Origin of the sequence: Sphingomonas sp. CFBP 13714 (genome assembly GCF_014842205.1) — a bacterium.
In the GTDB taxonomy this organism is placed as follows: domain Bacteria; phylum Pseudomonadota; class Alphaproteobacteria; order Sphingomonadales; family Sphingomonadaceae; genus Sphingomonas; species Sphingomonas aerolata.
On sequence record NZ_JACYVG010000010.1, the window covers coordinates 34,319 to 54,422 of the forward strand.

The following is a 20,104-nucleotide window of genomic DNA, read 5'->3' on the forward strand; positions in this document are numbered from 1 at the left end:
GCCCGCCACGGCGTTAATAAATGTCAGACAAGGTCGAGAGCTCAGATCGGCGCTTCGATTGCGAAGCGAACACCTTCCGGCAAATATTGGATTTCCGCCTTGCCGCGGATGTGGCGTGATAGGACGCGCTCAATCATTCTCGTACCAAATCCAACACGTGTTGGCATAGCAACGATAGGTCCATCCTGCTCCGCCCAGGAGAAGGTAAGTCGGCGTTCGGTTGCATTGCCGTTCAGGTCCCAGCGTATGCTCACCTCACCCTCCGGTACCGAGAGCGCTCCATATTTGATCGCATTGGTCGCCAGCTCGTGCAGTGCCATAGACAACGCAAGTGTCACTTCCGGGGTCAGCCGTATCGTCGGGCCGATAGCGGAAAACCGTCGACCGTTGCTGTCCATGAACGGCGCCAGCACCCGCTCGACAATCTCACCGATTGCCGCGCCTTCGATCTCGTCCTTGAGCAGCAGTTCGTGCGCAGACGCGAGGCTAGCGATGCGGCCCGACACCGCATCCCGAGCCTCAGCAAGGGACCCAGCATCGCGTAGCGTCTGACTGACTACGGCACTGACCGTCGCAAGTGTGTTCTTCACGCGGTGTGTCAGTTCATGGGCCAGAACCGAACGTTGCTCCTCGGCGAATTTGCGAGCTGAAACATTGCTCGAAAAGCCCGAAACCGCCAACGGCGTGCCATCCGCACGGCGCTGCAGCGCGCCTTGGGAATGGATCCAACGTTGCTCACCTTCAGGCGTCAATATGCGGTATTCGACGTTATAACGCGTGCCATGCTCGATAGCGCTGTTCAGCGAAGATCTGACGAGTTCGCGATCCTCTGGGTGCACGCAAGCCAACAAGCCTTCCACCGATAATATCTCTCCGGTCGGCCTTCCAAAGTTCGTCAGGCAACTTGGCGAGTAGCTGAGCCGCCATTCTGGCAGGTCGATGGTCCAAGTGCCCAGTCCGCCAGCATCGAGCGCAAGCGCCAAGCGCGCTTCTCGTTCGGCCAAAGCGACTTCACGCTTCGCCAGCTCGGCACTTAGCGTGTCGCGGTCGCGTTCCAACTGTAACAGCCCGTGCCGCTCGAGCGTGACATCGAGCTGGGATGCAACGAAGTAGCGTAGGCTGCCGGTCGCGTCATGCACGGGCGCGACCATGAGGCGGTTCCAGAACGGCGTGCCGTCACGACGGTGATTCAGAAGGTCGATATCGATCGGCTCGCGGCTAGCGACCGCATCCTTCATACGTCGGACGTCGGCCTGATCGGTCAACGGTCCCTGCATGAAACGGCAGTTCCGGCCAACAACCTCGACCGCCGAGAACCCCGTCAGAGCCTCGAACGCACGATTGACGTAAACCAGCGGGTTATCCGGTAGCGTTGGATCGCTGACGACCATCGGCGTAATGCAGTGATCGAACGCCGCAACGAAGGGGTCATGCTCGTTTAGGCGGGACGCAAATGCATCGATAGCCTCGCGTACGACACCTGAGGTATCGTGCGGTCGAATAGGCGAAGGCGGGAGGGGCTGACGGTCCAAAGCAGGAACGTCCTAGCGGTAAGACGTTGATGGATCAACGTAATCGAATTTATGTAGAACTTCTGTCATCTGTCGTCCCAACTCGTGAGGCCATGCGATTGTCGGTTATCACCGGAAATCAGCGGCTAGTCTGGGACCACTCTGCGGCGAACGCGGGTGCTGCAATGAAGCTCGCCGGCTGCGGGGATACGGGCGGCGGATCGCAGACACCCTCTTCAATGTAGCGCATTGCGGACATCAGACCATTCCGGGAGAAGGGCTTGGGTATGACGCCATGGCCACCGGCAAAGTCGGCTGGGATCTTAAGTGGGTTTGCAGTGACGAAGACGACTATCGCGTCCGCCCATCGCTTCCGGATTAGTGCACAGACATCCAGACCGCTGGTGCCTTTCGCAAGCTGTAGGTCGACAAAAGCCAGGTCCGGGTGGAGATCGCCTGCCAAGTCTTCAACTTCATAGAGAGACACGGCCTCGCCGACGACACGGTGACCGGCGTCTTCGATCATCGCTTCGATATCCATGGCCAAAAGAGCTTCGTCCTCGACGATCAGCACGTTCAACGGCGGTTGGGCACGTACACTCATTAACCGTCCACCGGGAATGAGAGAGATACATGAACCCCGGGGGCGGCGTCGGACCACATGACGTCGGCCCTGACTTGCTTGGCGAGGCGGGAGATAAGCATCTTGCCAATGCCGTCCGGCTGAACGTCATTGCTGGCTAGCCCATGGCCATCATCGGTGATTTCGATCAGGGCATTATTGCCTTCTAGGGCGGTGCGGACGGAAATCGTACCGGCTCGCCCGTTGGCAAATGCATGCTTGATGGCGTTGGTCGTTATCTCGTTGAGGATCAACCCAAGCGATGCCGCCTTACTAGACGGCACCTCTATTTGCGAAATATTAGAAACCAGCTTGATGTCGTCGCGTCGGCTGGCACCAACGACGTCGCTGATTAGATTTTCGGTAAACGCCCCGACGTCGAAGCGGGTGACGTCGTCCGACTGATAAAGGCGGCGATGCACTGTCGCCAGCGCATCAACCCGTTCAAGCATAGTTTCAAGTTTTGATGAAACGGCCGGGTCTGATATGCTACGCGCCTGCAAACGCAGAAGTGAACCGATCATCGTAAGATTGTTCTTTACGCGATGGTCGACTTCGTGAAGCAGCAGAGTTTTCGCATCTAACGCGGCCTCGAGGTCTGACGTCCGCGCCTCGACTTCCTGTTCGACCAATAACTTCTGCTTTGAAATGATAGTCTGCGCTTTGACGCGGTCAGTAACATCAAGCTGGGAGGCGAAGAAGAATACAACCTTACCGGCGTCATTGCGTACAGGGCTCAGATACAACGCGTTCCAGAACGCAGATCCATCTTTTCGATAGTTTAGGAGGTCCACGGCAATGTCGGTCTGGGCGTCGATTGCCCGACGCACTTTAGCCACCTGCTCCCGGTCGGTGTCGGGACCTTGCAGGAAGCGGCAGTTACGGCCGATGATTTCACTTCGATCATAGCCCGACAGCGTTTGAAAGGCTTCGTTGCAGAAGACGATCGGGTTATCGGTCTGCGCGGGGTCCGTGATGACCATAGGCATTCGGGTAGCCCGAACAGCCGCGGCAAAAGGGTCCGCTCGCCCGTGCTCGTAATCGAGCGCTTCCGTCAGATGCCAATCGTCCCGCTGCTTCATCACGCCTCCGTGGAGCGTGCCGACCAGCCGAACTCCGTGCCGGGACTAAATCGTTTTGATCGGCTTCCGTTCCGCTGAGAGATCGAGTTCGTCTCACTAAGGCATGGCTATTGGGCGGCATGGCTTGCGCGTACAAAGCCTCTTGAGATCGAGAATCGGCGCCCCGTCTTGCAGGCTGGAAGCTGAACGAATGGCAGAAGTAGGGAAAGCGAAAACGGCTCATGAGTGTCCGCTTGTGGGTCGCTTTGTCCAAACCGTCAGTTTTGTCTAAAGTTGTTATTTATGCCGGTAATGCGATCCACAATCGTCCGAATGGCATCTTCCTCAAGCGGCTCGGTGTCGATTGAATTGTGGATGCCGATGCCCTCGACCAGCGCGTCCAGCGCCCTTGCCGTCAACGGATCAAAGAAGCGCTCGAGCGCCACGCGACTATTGCTCATCCATCGCTGCATCACCGCGGCGACGGGCGGATGGCGTGCGGCAAAGGCATAGAGTTCGTAGCTGAGCAGCAAGGTGCGCGGTGTCGCCCATATCGATCCCGCGATGATGGCGACGATGGCCGCCTTGGCGCTGTCCCGATCGCCTGCCATTGCCATCCGCTTCGCAAATTCCTCCGACGATTGCTCGGCCAGTTGCAGAAATGCCGCTGCGATAAGGTCGTCCAGTGTCGCGAAATAATAGGTGACGGACCCGAGCGGCACGGCTGCAGCCGCCGCGATGCGGCGATGCGTGGTGCCGGTCACGCCGTATTCGGCGACGACATCCAGCGTCGCTTCGACGATCCGCTGTCGGCGTTCAGGATCTTTCCGCTTCGTCCCGCCGCTCACGGCACCCCCTTTGCAAAGCGCATGTACATTTGTACAAATTGTTCGTCAGCGGGCGTCGCTCCGCTGTCGTAGCATATAGGGAGGACGGGGGGCATGCAGGAAGCAATAGTATCGCGGCGCACGATCATTGGTGGTGCAACGGCGCTCGCGGTGCCGTCGATCGCACGCGGCAGCGGGACCGTGGCACATACCGTGTTGGGGCGAAGCGATGGTGTCTGGTTGAATGCGCCCCGTCGCTGGAACGTGGATGCGAGGGGAGAAGTGACACTGGTCACCGATCGGGCCACCGATTTCTGGCGCGAGACGCATTATGGCTTCACACTGGATTCCGGTCATTTCCTTGGTTTCGCCACTCCTGCCGCGTTCACGGCGCAGCTGCGCATTCGGGGGGAGTATCGACAGCTTTATGATCAGGCAGGTATCATGATCCGGGTCGACGAGCGTCGCTGGATCAAGGCCGGAATCGAACTGTCCGATGGCCGCGCGATGTTGAGCAGCGTCCTGACCGATGATCGCTCGGACTGGGCGACCAGCCCTTACGCACACGATCCACGCGATTTCTGGATGCGTGCCACGGTCGCCAACGGTGTGTTGCGGTTGCAGGTGTCGGCGGATGGCATAACGTGGCCTCTTGTTCGATTGGCACCGTTTCCCGTGATGTCTTCATATCGCGTCGGCCCCATGGCCTGCACGCCCGAGCGCGAGGGGCTGGGCGTACGGTTTTCCGATCTGCGGATTACCCCGCCGCTCGCCAAAGACCTGCATGATCTGAGCTGAATGTGATGAGCGAGAAGACTAGGATGCTGGCGGGCGAGCTTTACACCGCCGACGATCCCGAACTGGCCGCCGACGCGGCGCGCACTGCGGCGTGGATGGCTCGGTACAACGGCATGGCTGACGCCTCAGCGGCCGCTCGCGATCGGTTGCTACGCGAGGCAATGGGGGACGTCGGAGAAAGGGTAACCGTCCGAGCGCCATTTTACTGCGACTACGGTTATAACATCCATCTCGGCGCAGGAGCGTTCCTCAACTTCGGCTGCGTCGTGCTCGACGTCGTGCGCGTCGATATCGGTGCCGGTACGCAGATCGGGCCGGGCGTGCAGATCCTGACCGCCGACCATCCCCGCGACCCCGCTCTGCGAGCGCGGCTGCTGGAGTTCGGACGGCGAATCTGGATCGGCGCGAACGTTTGGATCGGCGGTGGCGCATTGATCTTGCCCGGCGTGACGATTGGTGACGATGCGATTGTCGGCGCCGGCAGCGTGGTCACCCGTGATGTCGCAGTCGGAGAGACGGTGGTGGGTAACCCCGCACGAGCGGCACGACGATGATTGCGCAGGGTCCACTGGATGCCGTGGTGCCGATCCGGGACGGCAAGGCTCATTTCGAGGTTCTCGACGGGCTGCGCGGCACCGCAGCGCTGCTGGTGGTGGCGTTCCATATCCAGGGCATAACGGTGCTATTCAACGCGCCACAACTGCTACTGCCGCATGCGTATCTGGCTGTCGATTTCTTCTTCGCGCTGTCGGGCTTCGTCGTCGGCTATGCCTATGACGATCGTTGGGGAACGATGTCGAAACGCCAGTTCCTAATCCGCCGGCTGATCCGGCTGCACCCCCTCGTCGTGCTGGGCGCGGTGCTGGGGCTGCTCAGCTATGTGGCGGACCCGTTCGCGGGCAATCGGCAGAATGCGCCGGGAATACTCATCGTGTTCGCGTTCGTCATGGCGTTGTTCGCTTTGCCATCCGCGCCGCTGGCCAACCGCTTGGGGGACAGCCATCCGCTGAATGCCCCCGCCTGGACGCTGTTACAGGAATATATCGGCAATCTGGCCTATGCGCTGGTGCTCCGGCGGCTCGGAACGCAAGCGCTGGCGATAACAGCGCTTATCGCTGGACTGGTGTCCGCGGCGATGGCGCTGTCGCTGGGGTCTTACGACACCGGTTGGGGGCTTGCCAATTTCTGGGGCGCGCCTGTGCGGCTTGCCTATCCGTTCATCACCGGTCTGCTGATCTTCCGCCTGCATGACCGGCTGCCGCGATGGCGCATCGGCTTCGTGCCGCTCAGCCTGATCCTCTGCGTCGTCTTCGCCGCCCCCGTGCTGCCCAGCTACGGTGGCCTCAAGTTGAACGGCCTGTATCAGGCATTCTGCGTCCTTCTGTTGTTTCCAGCGATCATCGTGTTGGGGCGGCATTCGGGCGGCGGTCGGATGGTGAGCCGCCTATGCCGTGCGGCAGGGCAGCTATCCTACCCGCTGTACATCACGCATTATCCCTTTGTGTACCTGTACATGAATTGGATCGCTGCCGGTGGCACGACGACATGGGCCACGGTGGCGGTTGCGGCGGCCCTCTATGGTTTCACGATAGCCTTCGCCTTTGCCGCTTACCGCTGGTGGGACCTGCCGCTTCGTCTGGCCTTGCAGCGGCGACGGGTCGAGCAAAGGGGCCGCTACTGACATGTCATCGTTGGCCAGAGCGGTTCCGGCGAATGACCTGATGCGGATATCCATGGTATCCCACCTGAATGAATGGCCGGAGTTGGGAACGAACCGGGGGGCTCTGAAAGTCCGGAAATGGGTCGTCGCGATTTTTGCTCATCAAGCATTCCCCCGATCAAGTTCGTCCCTGGATGTCATATCCGCCAACTCCCGCCATTCGCCGAACCGTGCGTAGAGCGTTGGTAGGACGAAGAGCGTCAGCAGCGTCGCCGAGATAAGCCCGCCGATGACGACGGTCGCGAGCGGCTTCTGCACTTCAGCCCCGGCCCCGTGGCCGAGCGCCATCGGCACGAAGCCGAGGCTGGCGACGAGCGCCGTCATGGCGACAGGGCGGAGGCGGGCGAGCGCGCCGTCGTGCGCGGCGCGGACCCTGTCGATGCCGCGCGCCATCAGGTCGTGGATCGACGACACCATGACCAGACCGTTGAGCACGGCGATCCCCGACAGCGCGATCAAGCCGACCGCGGCCGAGACCGAGAACGGCATGCCGCGCACCACGAGCGCGAGCACCCCGCCAATCAGCGCGAGCGGTACGCCGGTGAAGACGATCACCGCGTCGCGCACCGACCCGAGCGCGCCGTACAGCAGCAGCATGATGACCGCGAAGCAGACGGGCACGACAAGGAGCAGCCGATCGCGTGCGGAGGCGAGGTTCTCGAACTGCCCGCCCCATTCGACATAGATACCGGGCGGCATCCTGACCTCAGCGTCGATGGCCGCACGGGCGTCGGCTACGACGCTGGCGACGTCGCGGTCGCGGACGTTCGCCTGGACGACCACGCGTCGCTTGCCGTTCTCGCGGCTGATCTGGTTGGGCCCATCGACGACCGCGATGTCGGCAACCGTCGACAGCGGGACGAACCCGCCGCCCGACGTCGGCACCGGCACCTGCGCGACTTGCGTCAGGTCGGAGCGCGACGCTTCGGACAGGCGGATCACAACGGAGAAGCGACGGTCGCCCTCGAAGATCAGGCCAGCCTCACGCCCGCCGATCGCCGCCGCCACCGTATCCTGCACGTCCCCGGCGGTGACGCCGATCCGCGACATCGCCATGCGGTTCGGCCGGATGTCGAGCATCGGCAAGCCCTTCGTCTGCTCGACGCGAACGTCGACTGCGCCACGCGTCACGCGCAGGATCCCGGCGATGCGCTCAGCCGCGGCATTCATGCCACCAAAGTCGTCGCCGAACACCTTGACCGCGATGTCGCCGCGCACGCCGGCGATCAGTTCGTTGAAGCGCATCTGGATCGGTTGCGTGATCTCGTACGCATTCCCGGGCAGCGTCGAGAGACGCTTTTCGATCCGTTCGACCAGCTCTGCCTTGGCGAGGGCAGGGTCGGGCCACCGCGCCCTCGGCTTGAGGATGACGAACGTGTCGGTGGCGTTGGGCGGCATCGGATCGCTTGCGATCTCGGACGTGCCGGTGCGCGAAAAGGCGAAACGGACTTCGGGCTGGCGCGCGAGCATCTTCTCGACCTGGAACTGCATCGCCTGGCTCTGGTCGACCGAGGTGCCGGGAATGCGGACCGCCTGGACGAGGATGTTGCCCTCGTCGAGTTGCGGCAGGAACTCCTAGCCGAGCGTGGTGAAGGCGACCCCGGCAATCGCGAGCGCGCCGACCGCGATCCCGAGCGTCAAGCTTGGGCGGCGCATCGCCTTGCCCAGCCCGGGTTCGTAGCGGCGACGCAGCCAGCCGATAATGCGGCTCTCCTGCTCGTCGACCGGCCTGCTCAGTCCTATCGCGATCGCCGCGGGGACGAACGTCATCGACAGGATGAAGGCGAAGACGAGCGCAATAATGACGGTCAGCGCCATCGGTTCGAACATCTTGCCCTCAACGCCGGTGAAGGTCAGCAGAGGGGCGTAGACGAGGATGATAATGGCTTGGCCATAGACCGACGGTCGGATCATCTCGCGCGCTGATGCTGCGATCAGATCCAGGCGGTTGCGCAGCGACAGCGGTTCATCCCGGCCGTGCTGCGCCTCGCCAAGGCGACGAAGCGCGTTCTCGACGATGATGACGGCGCCGTCGACGATCAGCCCGAAGTCGAGCGCGCCCAGACTCATCAGGTTCGCCGACACCCCGGCCTGCAGCATGCCGATGCTGGTGAGCAGCATCGTGACCGGGATCACCAGCGCGGCGATCAGCGCGGCGCGGAAATTGCCGAGCAGCACGAAGAGCACGATGATGACCAGCACGGCTCCTTCGGCGAGGTTGCGCCCGACGGTCGCGATCGTCGAATTGACCAGCTCGGTGCGGTCGAGCACCGGCTTCACCACGACATCGACGGGCAGCACGCGGCCGATCTCGTCCAGCCGCTTGCTGACGCCGGTCGAGACGGTGCGGCTGTTCTCGCCGATCCGCATGACCGCGGTGCCGACGACGACCTCGTGGCCGTTTTCGGATGCCGATCCCATGCGCAGTGCCTGGCCGGTACGGACGGTGGCGATCTGGCTGAGAAGAATCGGCACGCTTTCGCGCGTCGCGACGACGGTGCGGGCGAGTTCATCGGCGTTGCGGACGCGACCGTCGGCGCGGACGGCGAGGCCTTCGCCGTTGCGGTCGACGATGCCGGCCCCGGCGCTCGTGTTGTTGCGCTCGAGCGCGGTGGCAAGGTCCTGCAGCGTGATCTTCATCGCTGCCATCCGCTGCATGTCCGGGACGACGAGATACTGTTTGGTATAGCCGCCGAGGCTGTCGACGCCGGCGAGACCCGCGCTGCTCTTCAGCTGCGGCGTGACGATCCAGTCCTGCACGGTGCGCAGATAGGTCGCCTTGTCGGGTTCGCTGACGAGATGGTCGCCCTCGGGCGTGATGTAGCTGCCGTCCTTCTGCAGGCCGGGCTCGCCGTTGCGGTGATTGACCTGGTCGAGTTCGCGGTACTCGACGGTCCACATGAAGATGTCGCCGAGCCCGGTGGCGATCGGCCCCATCTCGGGTGTCACGCCGTCGGGCAGGTCGGCCTTGGCGGTCCGCAGCCGTTCCGCCACCTGCGACCGTGCGAAATAGATGTCGGTCTTCTCGTCGAAGACGGCGGTCACCTGCGCAAACCCGTTGCGGCTGAGCGAGCGGCTGTATTCGAGCCCGGGGATGCCCGCGAGCGCGGTCTCGACCGTGAAGGCGACCTGCTTCTCGATCTGGTCGGGCGAGAGTGCAGGGGCACGCACGTTGATCTGCACCTGGTTGTTGGTGATGTCGGGGACGGCGTCGATCGGCAGCCGCTGGATCGCGAAGACCCCGGCAAGCGCCGCGGCGAGCGTCAGGAGGAGGACGAGCCAGCGCTTCTCGACGGCGAAGGTCACGATGCGGGCGAGCAATGACGAGGTGGGCATGGCCTAGTCCTCGTCCTTCGCGGCGCTTTTGCCGAGTTCGGCCTTAAGCGTGAACGCATTGGTGGAGGCGATGCGTTCCTCGCCCGTCAGGCCCGCAGTCACGGTGACGGCGCCGCCATTGGTGCGGCCGAGCGTCACCGGCGTCGCCTTGAACCCCGAGGCGGTGCGGACGAAGATGTGCGGCTTGTCGCCGATCATCTGCACCGCGGCGGAGGGCACCGCGACGCTGCGGTCGCCGCTGGCCGGAAGCAGGACCGAGACGCCGACATTCTCGCCGACGCGCCACGTCCCGGCGGCATTGTCGATCGTCGCGATCACGGGGACCAGCCGTGTGGTCTCGTCGAGGATCGGCGAGACGAGGGTGACGCGTCCGTCCTGACGACGGCCGGCGGATGTCACCTCGACGCGCGCGCCAGGCTTCACGCGTCCGGCATCGGCGGGGACGAGCGACATCGTCACCGATACCTTGGCGAGGTTGGCGACGCGGAACAGCTCGGAATCGGCCGCGATCTGCTGGCCGAGCGTGGCGGACCGGGCAATCACCTGACCGGCGATGGGCGAGCGTACCGCGATGCGGTTGAGCGCACCGCCGCCGCCGCCGGTGGCGGACAGCTGCTGCCGCGCGAGACGCAGCGCGATACCGGCCTCCGTCGCGGCGGTGCGGGCCGCGACGAGATCCTGTTCGGGCGATACGCGCTCGGCGAACAGGCGCTGTTCGCGCCGCAGGTTCGACCGGGCGAGCGCCGACCGCGCCACCGCGGCCTCGACCTCGGCGTTGAGCGATGCCGCCTCGCGGCTCTCGATGATCGCCAGCGTCTGGCCGCGCCCGATCGACTGGCCGAGATTGCGCGTGAGCGAGACCAGCCTGCCGCCGATCGTCGCGGCGACGACCTGCACACCCTGCGGATCGCCCTCGATCGTCGCTGGAAGTTCGATGGCGCCGGCCACGCCACCCACCGTCGGGCTGGTCACCTCGATGCCGGCATCGGCGATCTGCTGAACCGACAGAGTGGCGACCGCGGGATCGCCCGTGCGCCTGTCGTTTTCGGCACCCGCTCCGGCGCTGGCATTGCTGTCCTGCTCGGGCGAGCGTTCGCAGCCGGCGACGGCCAGAGCGATGGCGAAGGGCGCGATCGCCCGCATGATGGCGATGGTCATCGGTCGGTGTCCTTGGGCAGGGGCGCGGCGGCAGTGAGCCGCTCGAGACGGGCCTGAGCGTCGTGATAGGCGGCCAGCGCATCGATCGCTGCGGTTCGGGTTTCGACAAGCGTTCGTTCGGCGTCGAGCAGATCGAGCTGGCCGAACTTGCCTTCGCGGTAGCCGATGCGCGCGATCCGCGCGGCCTCCTGCGCAGCGGCGAGGGCAGGGCCGGCCGCGTTGCGCGCGGTCGTGGCGGCGTTCGCTGCATCGACCTGCGCTTCGGCGATGCCCTGTTCGGTGTCGAGCAGGGCTATGCGGCGCAGCGCCGCCGACTGGTCGCGCTGGGCATCCGCCACGGCGACGGCGGCACGGCCGCGGTTGAAGAGGGTGAGCGGGATCGAGACGCCGAAGACCGCCGCGACGTCGTTGGTCTGCTCGAGCCTGCGTGCGCTGGCGCTAAACGTGAGGTCCGGCACGCGCTGGCTCCGTGCGAGGCGGACCTGGGCCGTCGCGGCATCCAGATCGGCGCGCGCCGCGGCGGCGGTCAGCGTGCGCGCGGCGTCGGGAGCAGGCGACGGGCGGATCGGATCGACGCGCTGGAACCAGGCCTCGTCGAGCGGTCCGACACCCATGCGAAGAAGCCGGGCGAGGTTCGCCACGGCAATTGCGGCGGAACGCTCCGCGCGCTCGACCGCGCCATCGGCGGCGACGCGCGCGACCTCGGCGCGCTGTTCCTCGAGCGGCGACGCCCGACCGGCCTGCACCCGCACGCTGGCGACGCGCAGGACCTCTGCGGCGATGCCGCGCTGATCGCGGGCGATTCCGAGGCGGCGCTGCGTGGCGATGGCGACGACATATGCCTGCGTGACGCGCAGCCTCAGGTCGGCGCGCGCGATATCGGCCTGTAGACCGGCGCGGCCGATCAGCGCATCGGCGACCCCGATCCTGGCGCTGCGCTTGCCCCCGCGTTCGAGCGGCAGCGCGAGGCCGACGGTCGTCTCGGACGAGCGCAACCCCTGATAGATGCCGGTTCCGGCGACGTTCTCGGTCTCGGCGATGACCGACGGGTTCGGACGGAGCGCGGCGACGCGACGCTGTGCCTCGGCGGCGCGGACGCCGGCGGACGCTGCATCCTCGAAAGGCGAGGAGGCGCCTGCGCGGGCGAGCGCCGCCGCGAGCGTGAGGACCCGTTCCGCGGAGGCGGGCGGACTGGTCTGGGCCTGCAGCGACGATGCGCAGGCCCCTGCGGCCATGACGGCCGCGATGATGCGATGCATTTGGATGCTCCTGACGACGGGGACGCGGGCGCGCACGGCGCACCCGATCGACGCGTCAGGCCTGGGGTGGTCTCAAGGCGGCGTCGGCATCGCGGCCGACGAGTGCGGCGTCGGAAACGGACGCCAGCGTGGAACCGGCCGGGCCAGCCATGCCGGCCAGCGTGTCGGCATCCGGCGCGCTCATGTGATGCGCGTGGCAGCTGCCATGATGATGCGGATACCCTTTGTCGGCGTCGCCAGCGACCTGATCGCCGTCGCCATAGACGTGCGACGCGGCTTCATACTGGCTCGTCTCGATGCAGCCGCCAACCTCAGCCGCATGCGCCACCCCGATCCATGCGGTCAGGACAAGCATTAGACAGGCAAGGAGGGGCAAGAGCCTACGCATCGATCCGCGGGTAGCAGATAACGGCGTTGCTGTAACTGGGTACGGGGGCTCGACACAATCACTCCGGGTTTGAGAATGAACGAGTGACCGGAGTTGGGGAGCAGAGAGGAGCCTCTCAGCGTCCGACTATGGGTCTGGCCGGAAGCTGTAGGGCAGGGTGCCGTCGCCCATTCTCGGCCGTTTAGCTCGTCGGCTCGCCAGCCCGAAAGCAGCCATTCGTTCAGGGTGATCTTTTCCATCCCGGTCATTCTTGATGGAAAAATCAAAAGTTGTGCATCGTCCCTCTGATATGATCGTCAACGATATGTTGACTCCAGTTGGTCAATGAACGATTGACCCATCGTCAACAAATAATTGTCGGAGAAGATCGTGCAAATCAGTGAGCAGCAGGCCGTTAGGGAGCAAACCGCCGCTATCGTATTGGACTGGGCAGCGGGCCGTCAGCCTCCTTTTACCGGTGAAACCGCAGAGGGGTTTGCGGAAGCTATTACGGTAGCGCACCTGGTTGCAGATGAGGGAAGGATCAGCCTTCATCGCTGGATCGACGCAGCACGGCGAACCGGGTTGAGCTGGACAGATATCGGAAACGCCCTTGGCATCTCCAAACAGGCGGCACAGCAGCGGTTCAAGTCTGCCGAAATGGGGGACGAACTGGCGAGCGGAGAAGGTGAGGAAATTGTCCGTCTTGGGGCTACCGCGTTCAACGAGATGAGCATCCTGCGCGAGGAAGGCGGGAAGGGGAATGAACTGGTCCGTACTGGCGCTCTCACACTGGTATTTCGGCCAACTACCCACCTGTGGGAATATCGACGTAAAATTGGCACAGCGTCGATAACGGCGGAGATGAAAAAGGCAGGATGGATATACGTGTCTAGCTGGGTGCCATTTCACTACTTCAAGCGATCAGTACCCGCTGAGTGATCTCGATAGGCCGCTTCTCCGATGATCGCTTCGAGAAGCGGCCGAGTTTGTGTTTGTGATGCAAAATTCACGGATTTCGCTTCAGCCTAAGCACGGCAGGAAACCGGGGGCTGCGGCGATGCAAAAGACTAATGCATCTAAGATACCCGTTCAGTAGGCGGTTTCCTGCGGTGTGGCGCCCCAAAGCGGAAGGTCCGCTTTCCTTCCCCTTCACAACATCCACAACGGACTATTCTGGGCAAGCGCAGTCAGCGCGGGGGTGAACGAATGTCTGAAGTTAGGAAGCGGGAAAGGGTGCGCGAATGTCCGGATCTGGGTCTTACGGCCTCCTGCTGTGGGGCAGGGCTACTCAATCATAGACGCTGGAGTTACAAACTGGGGCGTCGCAGAAATGGTCTCACATTCGGGCTGATCTTCCACGCTCAGCCATTGCCGACCGCAAGGCCAAACTCACGCGAATGCAGCTCCGTCGTCGACGACACAGGGCTTCAGCAACATCGTACGACGGACGCGATCAGGCTCGGCTAAAGTACGCGAGGGTTTACCTATTAGGTAGCCCTGGATTGCCGAGCATCCTTCCCTTGCGACAATCGACAGCTGTGCGAGCTGTTCGACACCCTCGGCCAGTACCGGGATGTTCAACGTCAGGCCTAGCCCCGCAACCGAGCGTAGGATTGCTACTGCTTGATCGTCACGTTCGATCTCAGCCACGAAAGACGCGTCCAGCTTGATGCGGTCGAAGGGGAAAGACCGAAGAACGTCAAGGGATGAATACCCTACGCCAAAGTCGTCTAGGGCAATGGCGATGCCCATGGCCTTGAGAGCGTTGAGTTGGCTCAGCGCGAACCGGCGGTCGTGGATGATGGCGCTTTCGGTCAGCTCAAGCGACAGCCGCTCGGGCGGCAGGCCGCTGTCCTCCAGTGCCGACCGGACCGTGTCCACAAGTCGCGGATCGGCAAGGTGTATCGGCGAAAGATTGACGGCGACGGGATGCCTGTTGGGCCACAGGGCGGCCTCAAAGCATGCCTGGCGTAAAATCCAGATGCTGAGCGGGACGATGTCCCCACTCTTTTCCGCCAGCGGGATAAACTCTGATGGCGGAACCATCCCCCTGGTCGGGTGCCTCCACCGGACCAATGCCTCGTAACCCGAGATTTCCCCCGAAGGGAGCGCCGCCTGGACCTGATAGTGAAGCTCGAATGCCTCTGTATCGAGCGCAATCCTGAGGTCAGCGATCAATTCGCGACGCTCTCGGATCGCGTCATCCATCTGACTATCGTAGAAGCAGGGTTCGCCGGAATGCGCGGATTTGGCGCGGTACATGGCAAGGTCCGCCTTGGCGAGAAGCACGTCGGCGTCGAACCCGTCATGCGCGGCGAGCGCGACGCCGATGTTGGCTAAAATCGCTGCAGTAAACCGGTCGAAAACGAAGGGTGCGTCGCATGCAGCGCGTAACCGACCCAGAAAGTCATGCAGGTCGCCTGCACCTTGGTATGAAATGACCGCCGCAAACTCATCGCCGCCAAGGCGTGCGACACATTCGCCCGGCTGCAGGAACGCGGTGAGGCGCGCGGCAAGCGCAACAAGCAACTGGTCGCCCGCCTGATGGCCGTAGGTATCATTCACGACCTTGAAGCGCGATAGGTCCATCATGACCACGGCCATGCAGGAATAACCGCCCTTGATCAGAAAACGCTGCTCAAGCTCCTCGATAAAACTGATGCGGTTCGGCAGATCGGTCAGACCATCGTGCATCGCCATCCGGCGCAGCCGGGTATAGGATTCGGTCTGGGTGTGACCGTCGATCAGGGCGCTGATCGCTGCGCAGCCGACGATTATACAAGTCGCTACCGCTGTGGTAATGGCGAGCGCGACCATCGTCAGATCCGACAGTCCTTCACCAAATTGCAACACGGTGACCTGCATGGCGGCCATGCCAGTAAAATGCAGAGCTGCAACCGCGAGCGCGAGCAGCCCTATCGCCTTGGAGTTACGCAGTCGGCTGTGACCCTTTAGAGTATGAAATGCGCTAGCGCTTAGTCCACACGAGAGCACGACTGACGCAAGGACATAGCGCCAGTCCCATGTAACGATACCGTCCACACGGTACGCCGCCATGCCGACATAGTGCATCACGGCGATGCCAGTACCGATGATGCCTCCACCAGCCGCGCCGCTCCAGGAACGACGTTGCACAGCGAGAGCCAAGCCGGGCACCGCGAGGAAGGTCACTGCGAGAAGCGAAAACAGGGTGAGGATGGGATCCAGAACCACTGGCGCAGTCGCTCGAAAGGCCATCATAGCGACGAAATGCGTTGCCCATACCATGGTCCCTGCGCTGACCGCAGTGAGCACGACCCACCCGAAGCGGCTGTAGCCCGCGGCCGCCCTCACGCGATGGAAGAGCTGAACGGTAGCGGCGGAGCCGATCAGGCAGATCAGCAAGGCCAGTCCGACCAGGCGCAGATCATGCTCCTGCGTTATGCAGAGCGCTACCCGCATCATGCTGCAGCACCCCGCGTGAGCAAGTCCAATCGCGCCTCAAGCGCCGTCGACGCCTGCCGGGCCAGTCCGATCAGATAGGCTTTCTGGTCTGCCGATGCGGGCGATCGACGCTTGGTGTCGAGGATACATAACGCCCCTACATCAATTCCGCTTACTCGGCGAAGAGGCGCTCCGATATAGTAGCGGATGTAAGGTTCACCGGCGACAACTGGCAGGTTAGCGAACCGCGGGTCGGCTTGAGGGTCGGCGGTCTCAAGTATTTCGGGCCGATCGAGCGCAAAGCTGCAAAACCCACTGTCGCGCGGAATGCAATCAATGACGAGGCCGTGCCCTGCCTTAAACCACTGTTGATCGTCATGGATCAGGGACAGGAGCGCGATCGGCGCATCGAATGCGTTGGCTGCAGCAGCGACGAAACGATCAAATATGGGTTCGGGAGCGGAACCCAGAATGCTTAAGCCGCGAACGGCGTGAGAGCGCATTCGCTCTCTAAATAGGCTCTTCAGCATTCGTCTCTCTTCATCGCGCGCGGCGGCGATCACCATCACCGTCGAACGATTAAAGAACCGTTTCGAATGAGTTGGTACCCCGCAAAGAGTGCTGAATAAACGCTCGCTTACCGCCAGTATCACCAAGGGAGTGGAATGACGGCTTTCTTCTTCATCACGACATTCGCGAGCCGATAGCCGGGCTTCAAAAATTGGTCATTCGCAAAGATGAACCAGCGTCCGAAGTTAGGAAGCGAGGGAAGGGGCGCGAACGTCCGGTTCTGGGTCTCACTGCGGGAGGGGGCTAGGTGAGTAGCTGCCAAAAGGCCAGACCGCCTCGTCGATGCTCTCGGGAAAGGTGATGGGCCGGTGGCGTGCTGCCGACCACCACCTGCTCGACCAACTGCAGATACGGCTGGCCGATCGATCATCAGGCAACACATCGTCAGTCTGCTGTGAGGCTGACTCACGGTAAGCAGCACGGCAAGCACCGAGGTAGCTTAGGGGCAGCGTAGCGTCGGGGCCGACCGAAATGAACGGCCTTTCCGCTCATTAATTGCGAGCCGACTTGCCGCCGACCGCGCGTCGTGCTCGACTCTCAAGGACAGCGCGGAGACGCCGAGGGGAACTGCCGAAATGACCGACATCACATTGCATTCGCCGAACCTAGATAAGCTCGAAATCGGCAATCTCAGCGCCAAGTTTAGCGCGCGCGGCGACCGGATCCTGCGCTACTATATCGACATTCGGCACAAGACGATGAACCTGCACCGCGAGCTTGGTGCGCCGGAGCTGTTCATTCTTCAGAGCAAAGTTGACGCCCTGTTAGCCGACTGGGATGAAAAGCTGGTCGCGTTCGAGACGAAAAGGCTTTTCCAGACCAGCAAGGGCGCGGCCGACGACATGACCGCCGATGCCATCCGCGACCAGGAACGCATAAGCCGCATCCTCGCTCACACGCTGACCATCGATGACGCCATTGACTGGGAGACGCTGAAGGACCGCAGCGAATACCCGATGCCGTCCCGCTTCCCGGAACCGCAGCCTACCACAGTACCCCGCCCGGAACCCGCCTACGAGGCGTTGCACATCGGCCTGCTTGATCGGTTGCTCGGCAAGCGCCGCCATCTCGAGGAGCAGGCCAAGGCGCGCAACGCCCGCGCCGGCGAGGAGTGGCGGCGGTCGGAAACGGAGCGCGAGGCGCTGCACGCGGTCGCGATGACGAACTGGGAAGCGCGGGAGGCCGCTTTCTGGGCCGAGCACCACGGCGCCAAGGCCGAGCACCTGTCCGCGCAGGCCGCTTGCCACTCCAAGGTCGACGCGCTGCGCGATGCGGTCGCCGACCGCGATCCCGATGCTGTCATCGAACACGCATCGCTGGTGTTGGAGAACTCGGACTACGGTATCCTATTCGAGAAGTCCTACGAGGTTCAATATCGGCCGGACGACCGCCTGCTGCTGCTGGCCTACAACCTTCCCGCCCCAGACCGGCTGCCGCAGACGAAGTCGGTTAAATTCGTAAAGGCCACCGGCGAGCTGGTCGAGACGAAGATCGCCGAGCGCGACCGCAAGGCCAACTTCGACAGCGCCTGTCACCAGATATGCCTCAGAACCATCCACGAGCTGTTCGAGGCCGACGTCGACGGCAATGTCGATGCGGTTCTTTTCAACGGCATGGTCGAGTTTGCGGATCCGGCCACCGGGCTCCAGCGGCGATCATGCATCCTGTCGGTCCTCGCCAAGCGCGACGACTTCTGCCGCATCGACCTCGCTCGCGTCGATCCCAAGGCGTGCTTCAAGGCGCTCAAGGGGGTCTCTGCCGCCAGCCTCTCCGCGCTCGCGCCCGTCCCACCTGTCATTGAGATGGACCGCGAGGACCGCCGGTTCATCGAAGCCCGCGAGGTCGGCTCCACCCTCAACCAGGGGACCAATCTCGCCTCCATATCGTGGGATGACTTCGAGCACCTCGTCCGCGAGCTGTTCGAGAAGGAGTTTCTGAGCCGCGGCGGCGAGGTGAAGGTCACCCAGTCCTCCAGCGACGGCGGCGTCGACGCCATCGCCTTCGACCCCGACCCGATCAGCGGCGGCAAGATCGTCATCCAGGCCAAGCGCTACACCCGCACGGTTGGCGTCGCCGCGGTCCGCGACCTCTACGGCACGGTGATGAACGAGGGCGCGTCGCGCGGCATCTTGGTCACCACCTCCGATTATGGCCCCGACGCCTACCGCTTTGCCAGCGACAAGCCGCTGGCACTGCTTAACGGCGCTAACCTGCTGCACCTGCTTGAGAAGCACGGCTATGAGGCCAGCATCGACGTTGCCGGCGCACGCGCCGCGCGGTTTCAATGAGGTAGCCGGCCGATGGGCGCGGCGAAGGACGACCGATCACACCAGCACCATGCTTGAACACCTCAACGGCGGTCCTTCACAAACCAGCTGTGAAGCAACGTGGGTCCTGCTTCAGCCGATGAACGAACGGCAGTAGCTGGGAGACGAAGAATGCGGCTTGAGTGTCGTCTTTTGGGTCCTTTCGGAAGATGAAGTTTTTCAACAGACGTGCGTCATGCGTTCCTAGGAGTCAGCATCGACCGCGCACCTGAACCCGATATGGACCGATGCGGTGTCGACCATTTGCGCCTGCCGCGCTGCCGGCCGATATCGCGCACAGTAATTCGGCGCGCACAGGAACGAGCCGCCTTTCAGAACGCGTCTTGGAATACGGATGTGCGGCTGTTCGGGGTCGTAGCTATCGTCCGGCGCCAGGCAGCACGAGGAGGCGGGACGCGTGTGGCAATCCGTTCGATACCAGTCGCTGGTCCATTCCCAGACGTTGCCGATCATGTCGACCAGACCATAGCCGTTGCACGGGAAGCTGCCGACGCGGGTGGTGCGATGTCCCTTGGGACGGCGATCGCCGTGCGGGAACTCGCCCATCCAGATATTGGCCATGCGCTTGCCGCCTGGCATCATCTCATTGCCCCAGGCGTACGTGGCTTTCTCGATACCGCCGCGTGCCGCGCATTCCCATTCCGCCTCGGTCGGCAGCCGTTTGCCAGCCCAGGCGGCATACGCGGCCGCATCCTCATGGGTGACGCAGGTGACGGGATGATCAAGGCGGCCGGCAAATACCGTGGTCGCTGCCTCGGGCCGGCGCCACTGTGCATCCGGTACATAGACCCACCAGTCACCTACGTTCCGAGCGGATGCCCCACCGCGGGGAGCACGGAATACCAGCGCCCCGGGCACGAGCCGATCTGCGCCGACGCCGGGATAGTCCGCCGGATCGAGCGGACGCTCGGCAACCGTTACATAGCCGGTGGCGGCAACGAACCGCGCGAATTGTCGGTTGGTCACCGGATGCCGGTCGATGCGGAACGCGTCGACTTCCACCGGGCGCACCGGACCTTCTTCCGGGTAGTGATCCTCCGCGCCCATCCAGAACACGCCCGACGGCACGGTCATCATCGGATCCGGGTCGGCAATGTCGGTCATCGCGTTTCGCCTTCAAGG

Annotated in this window: 15 protein-coding genes and 1 pseudogene; 5 read left to right on the forward strand and 11 right to left on the reverse strand. The window is 63.2% G+C overall.

The genetic code is table 11. From position 1 onward, the window contains the following. Positions 1-41 precede the first annotated feature (41 nt). The 4 genes from IFT54_RS18350 to IFT54_RS18365 form a co-directional block, all read right to left on the reverse strand. A complete protein-coding gene (locus IFT54_RS18350; RefSeq protein WP_244649231.1) occupies positions 42-1,391 on the reverse strand; it encodes a PAS domain-containing protein in 1,350 nt (449 codons plus the stop codon). Between the two features lie 259 nt (positions 1,392-1,650). Continuing rightward, a complete protein-coding gene (locus IFT54_RS18355) occupies positions 1,651-2,085 on the reverse strand; it encodes a response regulator (RefSeq protein WP_342354866.1) in 435 nt (144 codons plus the stop codon). Positions 2,086-2,114: 29 nt separating this feature from the next. Beyond that, on the reverse strand, positions 2,115-3,215 hold the full coding sequence (locus IFT54_RS18360) for a histidine kinase dimerization/phosphoacceptor domain -containing protein (protein ID WP_192071686.1): 1,101 nt from the start codon (positions 3,213-3,215) through the stop codon (positions 2,115-2,117). A gap of 257 nt (positions 3,216-3,472) precedes the next feature. After that, on the reverse strand, positions 3,473-4,042 hold the full coding sequence (locus IFT54_RS18365) for a TetR/AcrR family transcriptional regulator (protein WP_192071687.1): 570 nt from the start codon (positions 4,040-4,042) through the stop codon (positions 3,473-3,475). Between the two features lie 93 nt (positions 4,043-4,135). Here IFT54_RS18365 and IFT54_RS18370 point away from each other — a divergent pair, with 93 nt between their 5' ends. Genes IFT54_RS18370 through IFT54_RS18380 form a run of 3 tightly spaced genes read left to right on the forward strand, consistent with a single transcriptional unit; the run spans position 4,136 to position 6,500 of the window. After that, positions 4,136-4,819: a DUF1349 domain-containing protein gene (locus tag IFT54_RS18370; RefSeq protein WP_192071688.1), complete on the forward strand. Its 684-nt coding sequence runs from the start codon at positions 4,136-4,138 to the stop codon at positions 4,817-4,819. Positions 4,820-4,824: 5 nt separating this feature from the next. Further along, entirely contained in the window at positions 4,825-5,373 is a 549-nt protein-coding gene (locus tag IFT54_RS18375; protein WP_192071689.1) for a sugar O-acetyltransferase, read from the forward strand. Continuing rightward, positions 5,370-6,500 carry an acyltransferase family protein gene (locus IFT54_RS18380; protein WP_192071690.1) on the forward strand — a complete coding sequence of 377 codons (1,131 nt, stop codon included), beginning with the start codon at positions 5,370-5,372 and terminating at the stop codon, positions 6,498-6,500. Before IFT54_RS18375 ends, IFT54_RS18380 begins: the two co-directional genes overlap by 4 nt. Positions 6,501-6,641: 141 nt before the next feature. Here IFT54_RS18380 and IFT54_RS18385 read toward each other — a convergent pair. From IFT54_RS18385 to IFT54_RS18400, 4 genes and pseudogenes are all read right to left on the reverse strand, one after another. Next, positions 6,642-9,860 (reverse strand): annotated as a pseudogene (locus tag IFT54_RS18385) (efflux RND transporter permease subunit). 18 nt (positions 9,861-9,878) lie between these two features. After that, positions 9,879-11,033: an efflux RND transporter periplasmic adaptor subunit gene (locus tag IFT54_RS18390; protein WP_192071691.1), complete on the reverse strand. Its 1,155-nt coding sequence runs from the start codon at positions 11,031-11,033 to the stop codon at positions 9,879-9,881. After that, complete coding sequence (locus IFT54_RS18395; RefSeq protein WP_192071692.1) at positions 11,030-12,292, reverse strand: TolC family protein; 1,263 nt, start codon at positions 12,290-12,292, stop codon at positions 11,030-11,032. Before IFT54_RS18395 ends, IFT54_RS18390 begins: the two co-directional genes overlap by 4 nt. A gap of 55 nt (positions 12,293-12,347) precedes the next feature. Beyond that, entirely contained in the window at positions 12,348-12,647 is a 300-nt protein-coding gene (locus IFT54_RS18400; protein ID WP_192071693.1) for a hypothetical protein, read from the reverse strand. A 387-nt stretch (positions 12,648-13,034) separates the two neighbouring features. On the opposite strand from IFT54_RS18400, the gene IFT54_RS18405 reads away from it, so the two are divergent. Further along, positions 13,035-13,601, forward strand: coding sequence for a hypothetical protein (locus IFT54_RS18405; protein WP_192071694.1), 567 nt, complete (start codon positions 13,035-13,037; stop codon positions 13,599-13,601). A 450-nt stretch (positions 13,602-14,051) separates the two neighbouring features. On the opposite strand, the gene IFT54_RS18410 is transcribed toward IFT54_RS18405, so the two are convergent. Both IFT54_RS18410 and IFT54_RS18415 read right to left on the reverse strand, forming a co-directional pair. Then, the gene (locus IFT54_RS18410) at positions 14,052-16,106 is read right to left on the reverse strand and encodes a putative bifunctional diguanylate cyclase/phosphodiesterase (protein ID WP_192071695.1); all 2,055 of its coding nucleotides are present in this window, start codon (positions 16,104-16,106) and stop codon (positions 14,052-14,054) included. Continuing rightward, positions 16,103-16,738, reverse strand: a complete 636-nt coding sequence (locus IFT54_RS18415; protein ID WP_342354867.1) for a GAF domain-containing protein — start codon at positions 16,736-16,738, stop codon at positions 16,103-16,105. The genes IFT54_RS18410 and IFT54_RS18415 overlap by 4 nt, the downstream gene beginning before the upstream one ends. 492 nt (positions 16,739-17,230) lie before the next feature. Between IFT54_RS18415 and IFT54_RS18420 the strand changes: the two genes are divergently transcribed. Continuing rightward, positions 17,231-18,943: a restriction endonuclease gene (locus IFT54_RS18420; protein ID WP_192071696.1), complete on the forward strand. Its 1,713-nt coding sequence runs from the start codon at positions 17,231-17,233 to the stop codon at positions 18,941-18,943. A 222-nt stretch (positions 18,944-19,165) separates the two neighbouring features. On the opposite strand, the gene IFT54_RS18425 is transcribed toward IFT54_RS18420, so the two are convergent. Next, positions 19,166-20,086: a formylglycine-generating enzyme family protein gene (locus IFT54_RS18425; protein WP_236701869.1), complete on the reverse strand. Its 921-nt coding sequence runs from the start codon at positions 20,084-20,086 to the stop codon at positions 19,166-19,168. Positions 20,087-20,104 lie beyond the last annotated feature (18 nt).

Excerpts from the sequence above, each read along its gene's own strand:
- IFT54_RS18375 (WP_192071689.1), top strand. The coding sequence starts at position 4,825 with ATGAGCGAGAAGACTAGGATGCTGGCGGGCGAGCTTTACACCGCCGAC.
- IFT54_RS18380 (WP_192071690.1), top strand. The coding sequence starts at position 5,370 with ATGATTGCGCAGGGTCCACTGGATGCCGTGGTGCCGATCCGGGACGGC.
- IFT54_RS18360 (WP_192071686.1), bottom strand. The coding sequence starts at position 3,215 with ATGAAGCAGCGGGACGATTGGCATCTGACGGAAGCGCTCGATTACGAG.
- IFT54_RS18395 (WP_192071692.1), bottom strand. The coding sequence starts at position 12,292 with ATGCATCGCATCATCGCGGCCGTCATGGCCGCAGGGGCCTGCGCATCG.
- IFT54_RS18425 (WP_236701869.1), bottom strand. The coding sequence starts at position 20,086 with ATGACCGACATTGCCGACCCGGATCCGATGATGACCGTGCCGTCGGGC.
- IFT54_RS18350 (WP_244649231.1), bottom strand. The coding sequence starts at position 1,391 with ATGGTCGTCAGCGATCCAACGCTACCGGATAACCCGCTGGTTTACGTC.
- IFT54_RS18420 (WP_192071696.1), top strand. The coding sequence starts at position 17,231 with ATGACCGACATCACATTGCATTCGCCGAACCTAGATAAGCTCGAAATC.
- IFT54_RS18370 (WP_192071688.1), top strand. The coding sequence starts at position 4,136 with ATGCAGGAAGCAATAGTATCGCGGCGCACGATCATTGGTGGTGCAACG.
- IFT54_RS18400 (WP_192071693.1), bottom strand. The coding sequence starts at position 12,647 with ATGCTTGTCCTGACCGCATGGATCGGGGTGGCGCATGCGGCTGAGGTT.
- IFT54_RS18390 (WP_192071691.1), bottom strand. The coding sequence starts at position 11,033 with ATGACCATCGCCATCATGCGGGCGATCGCGCCCTTCGCCATCGCTCTG.
- IFT54_RS18410 (WP_192071695.1), bottom strand. The coding sequence starts at position 16,106 with ATGATGCGGGTAGCGCTCTGCATAACGCAGGAGCATGATCTGCGCCTG.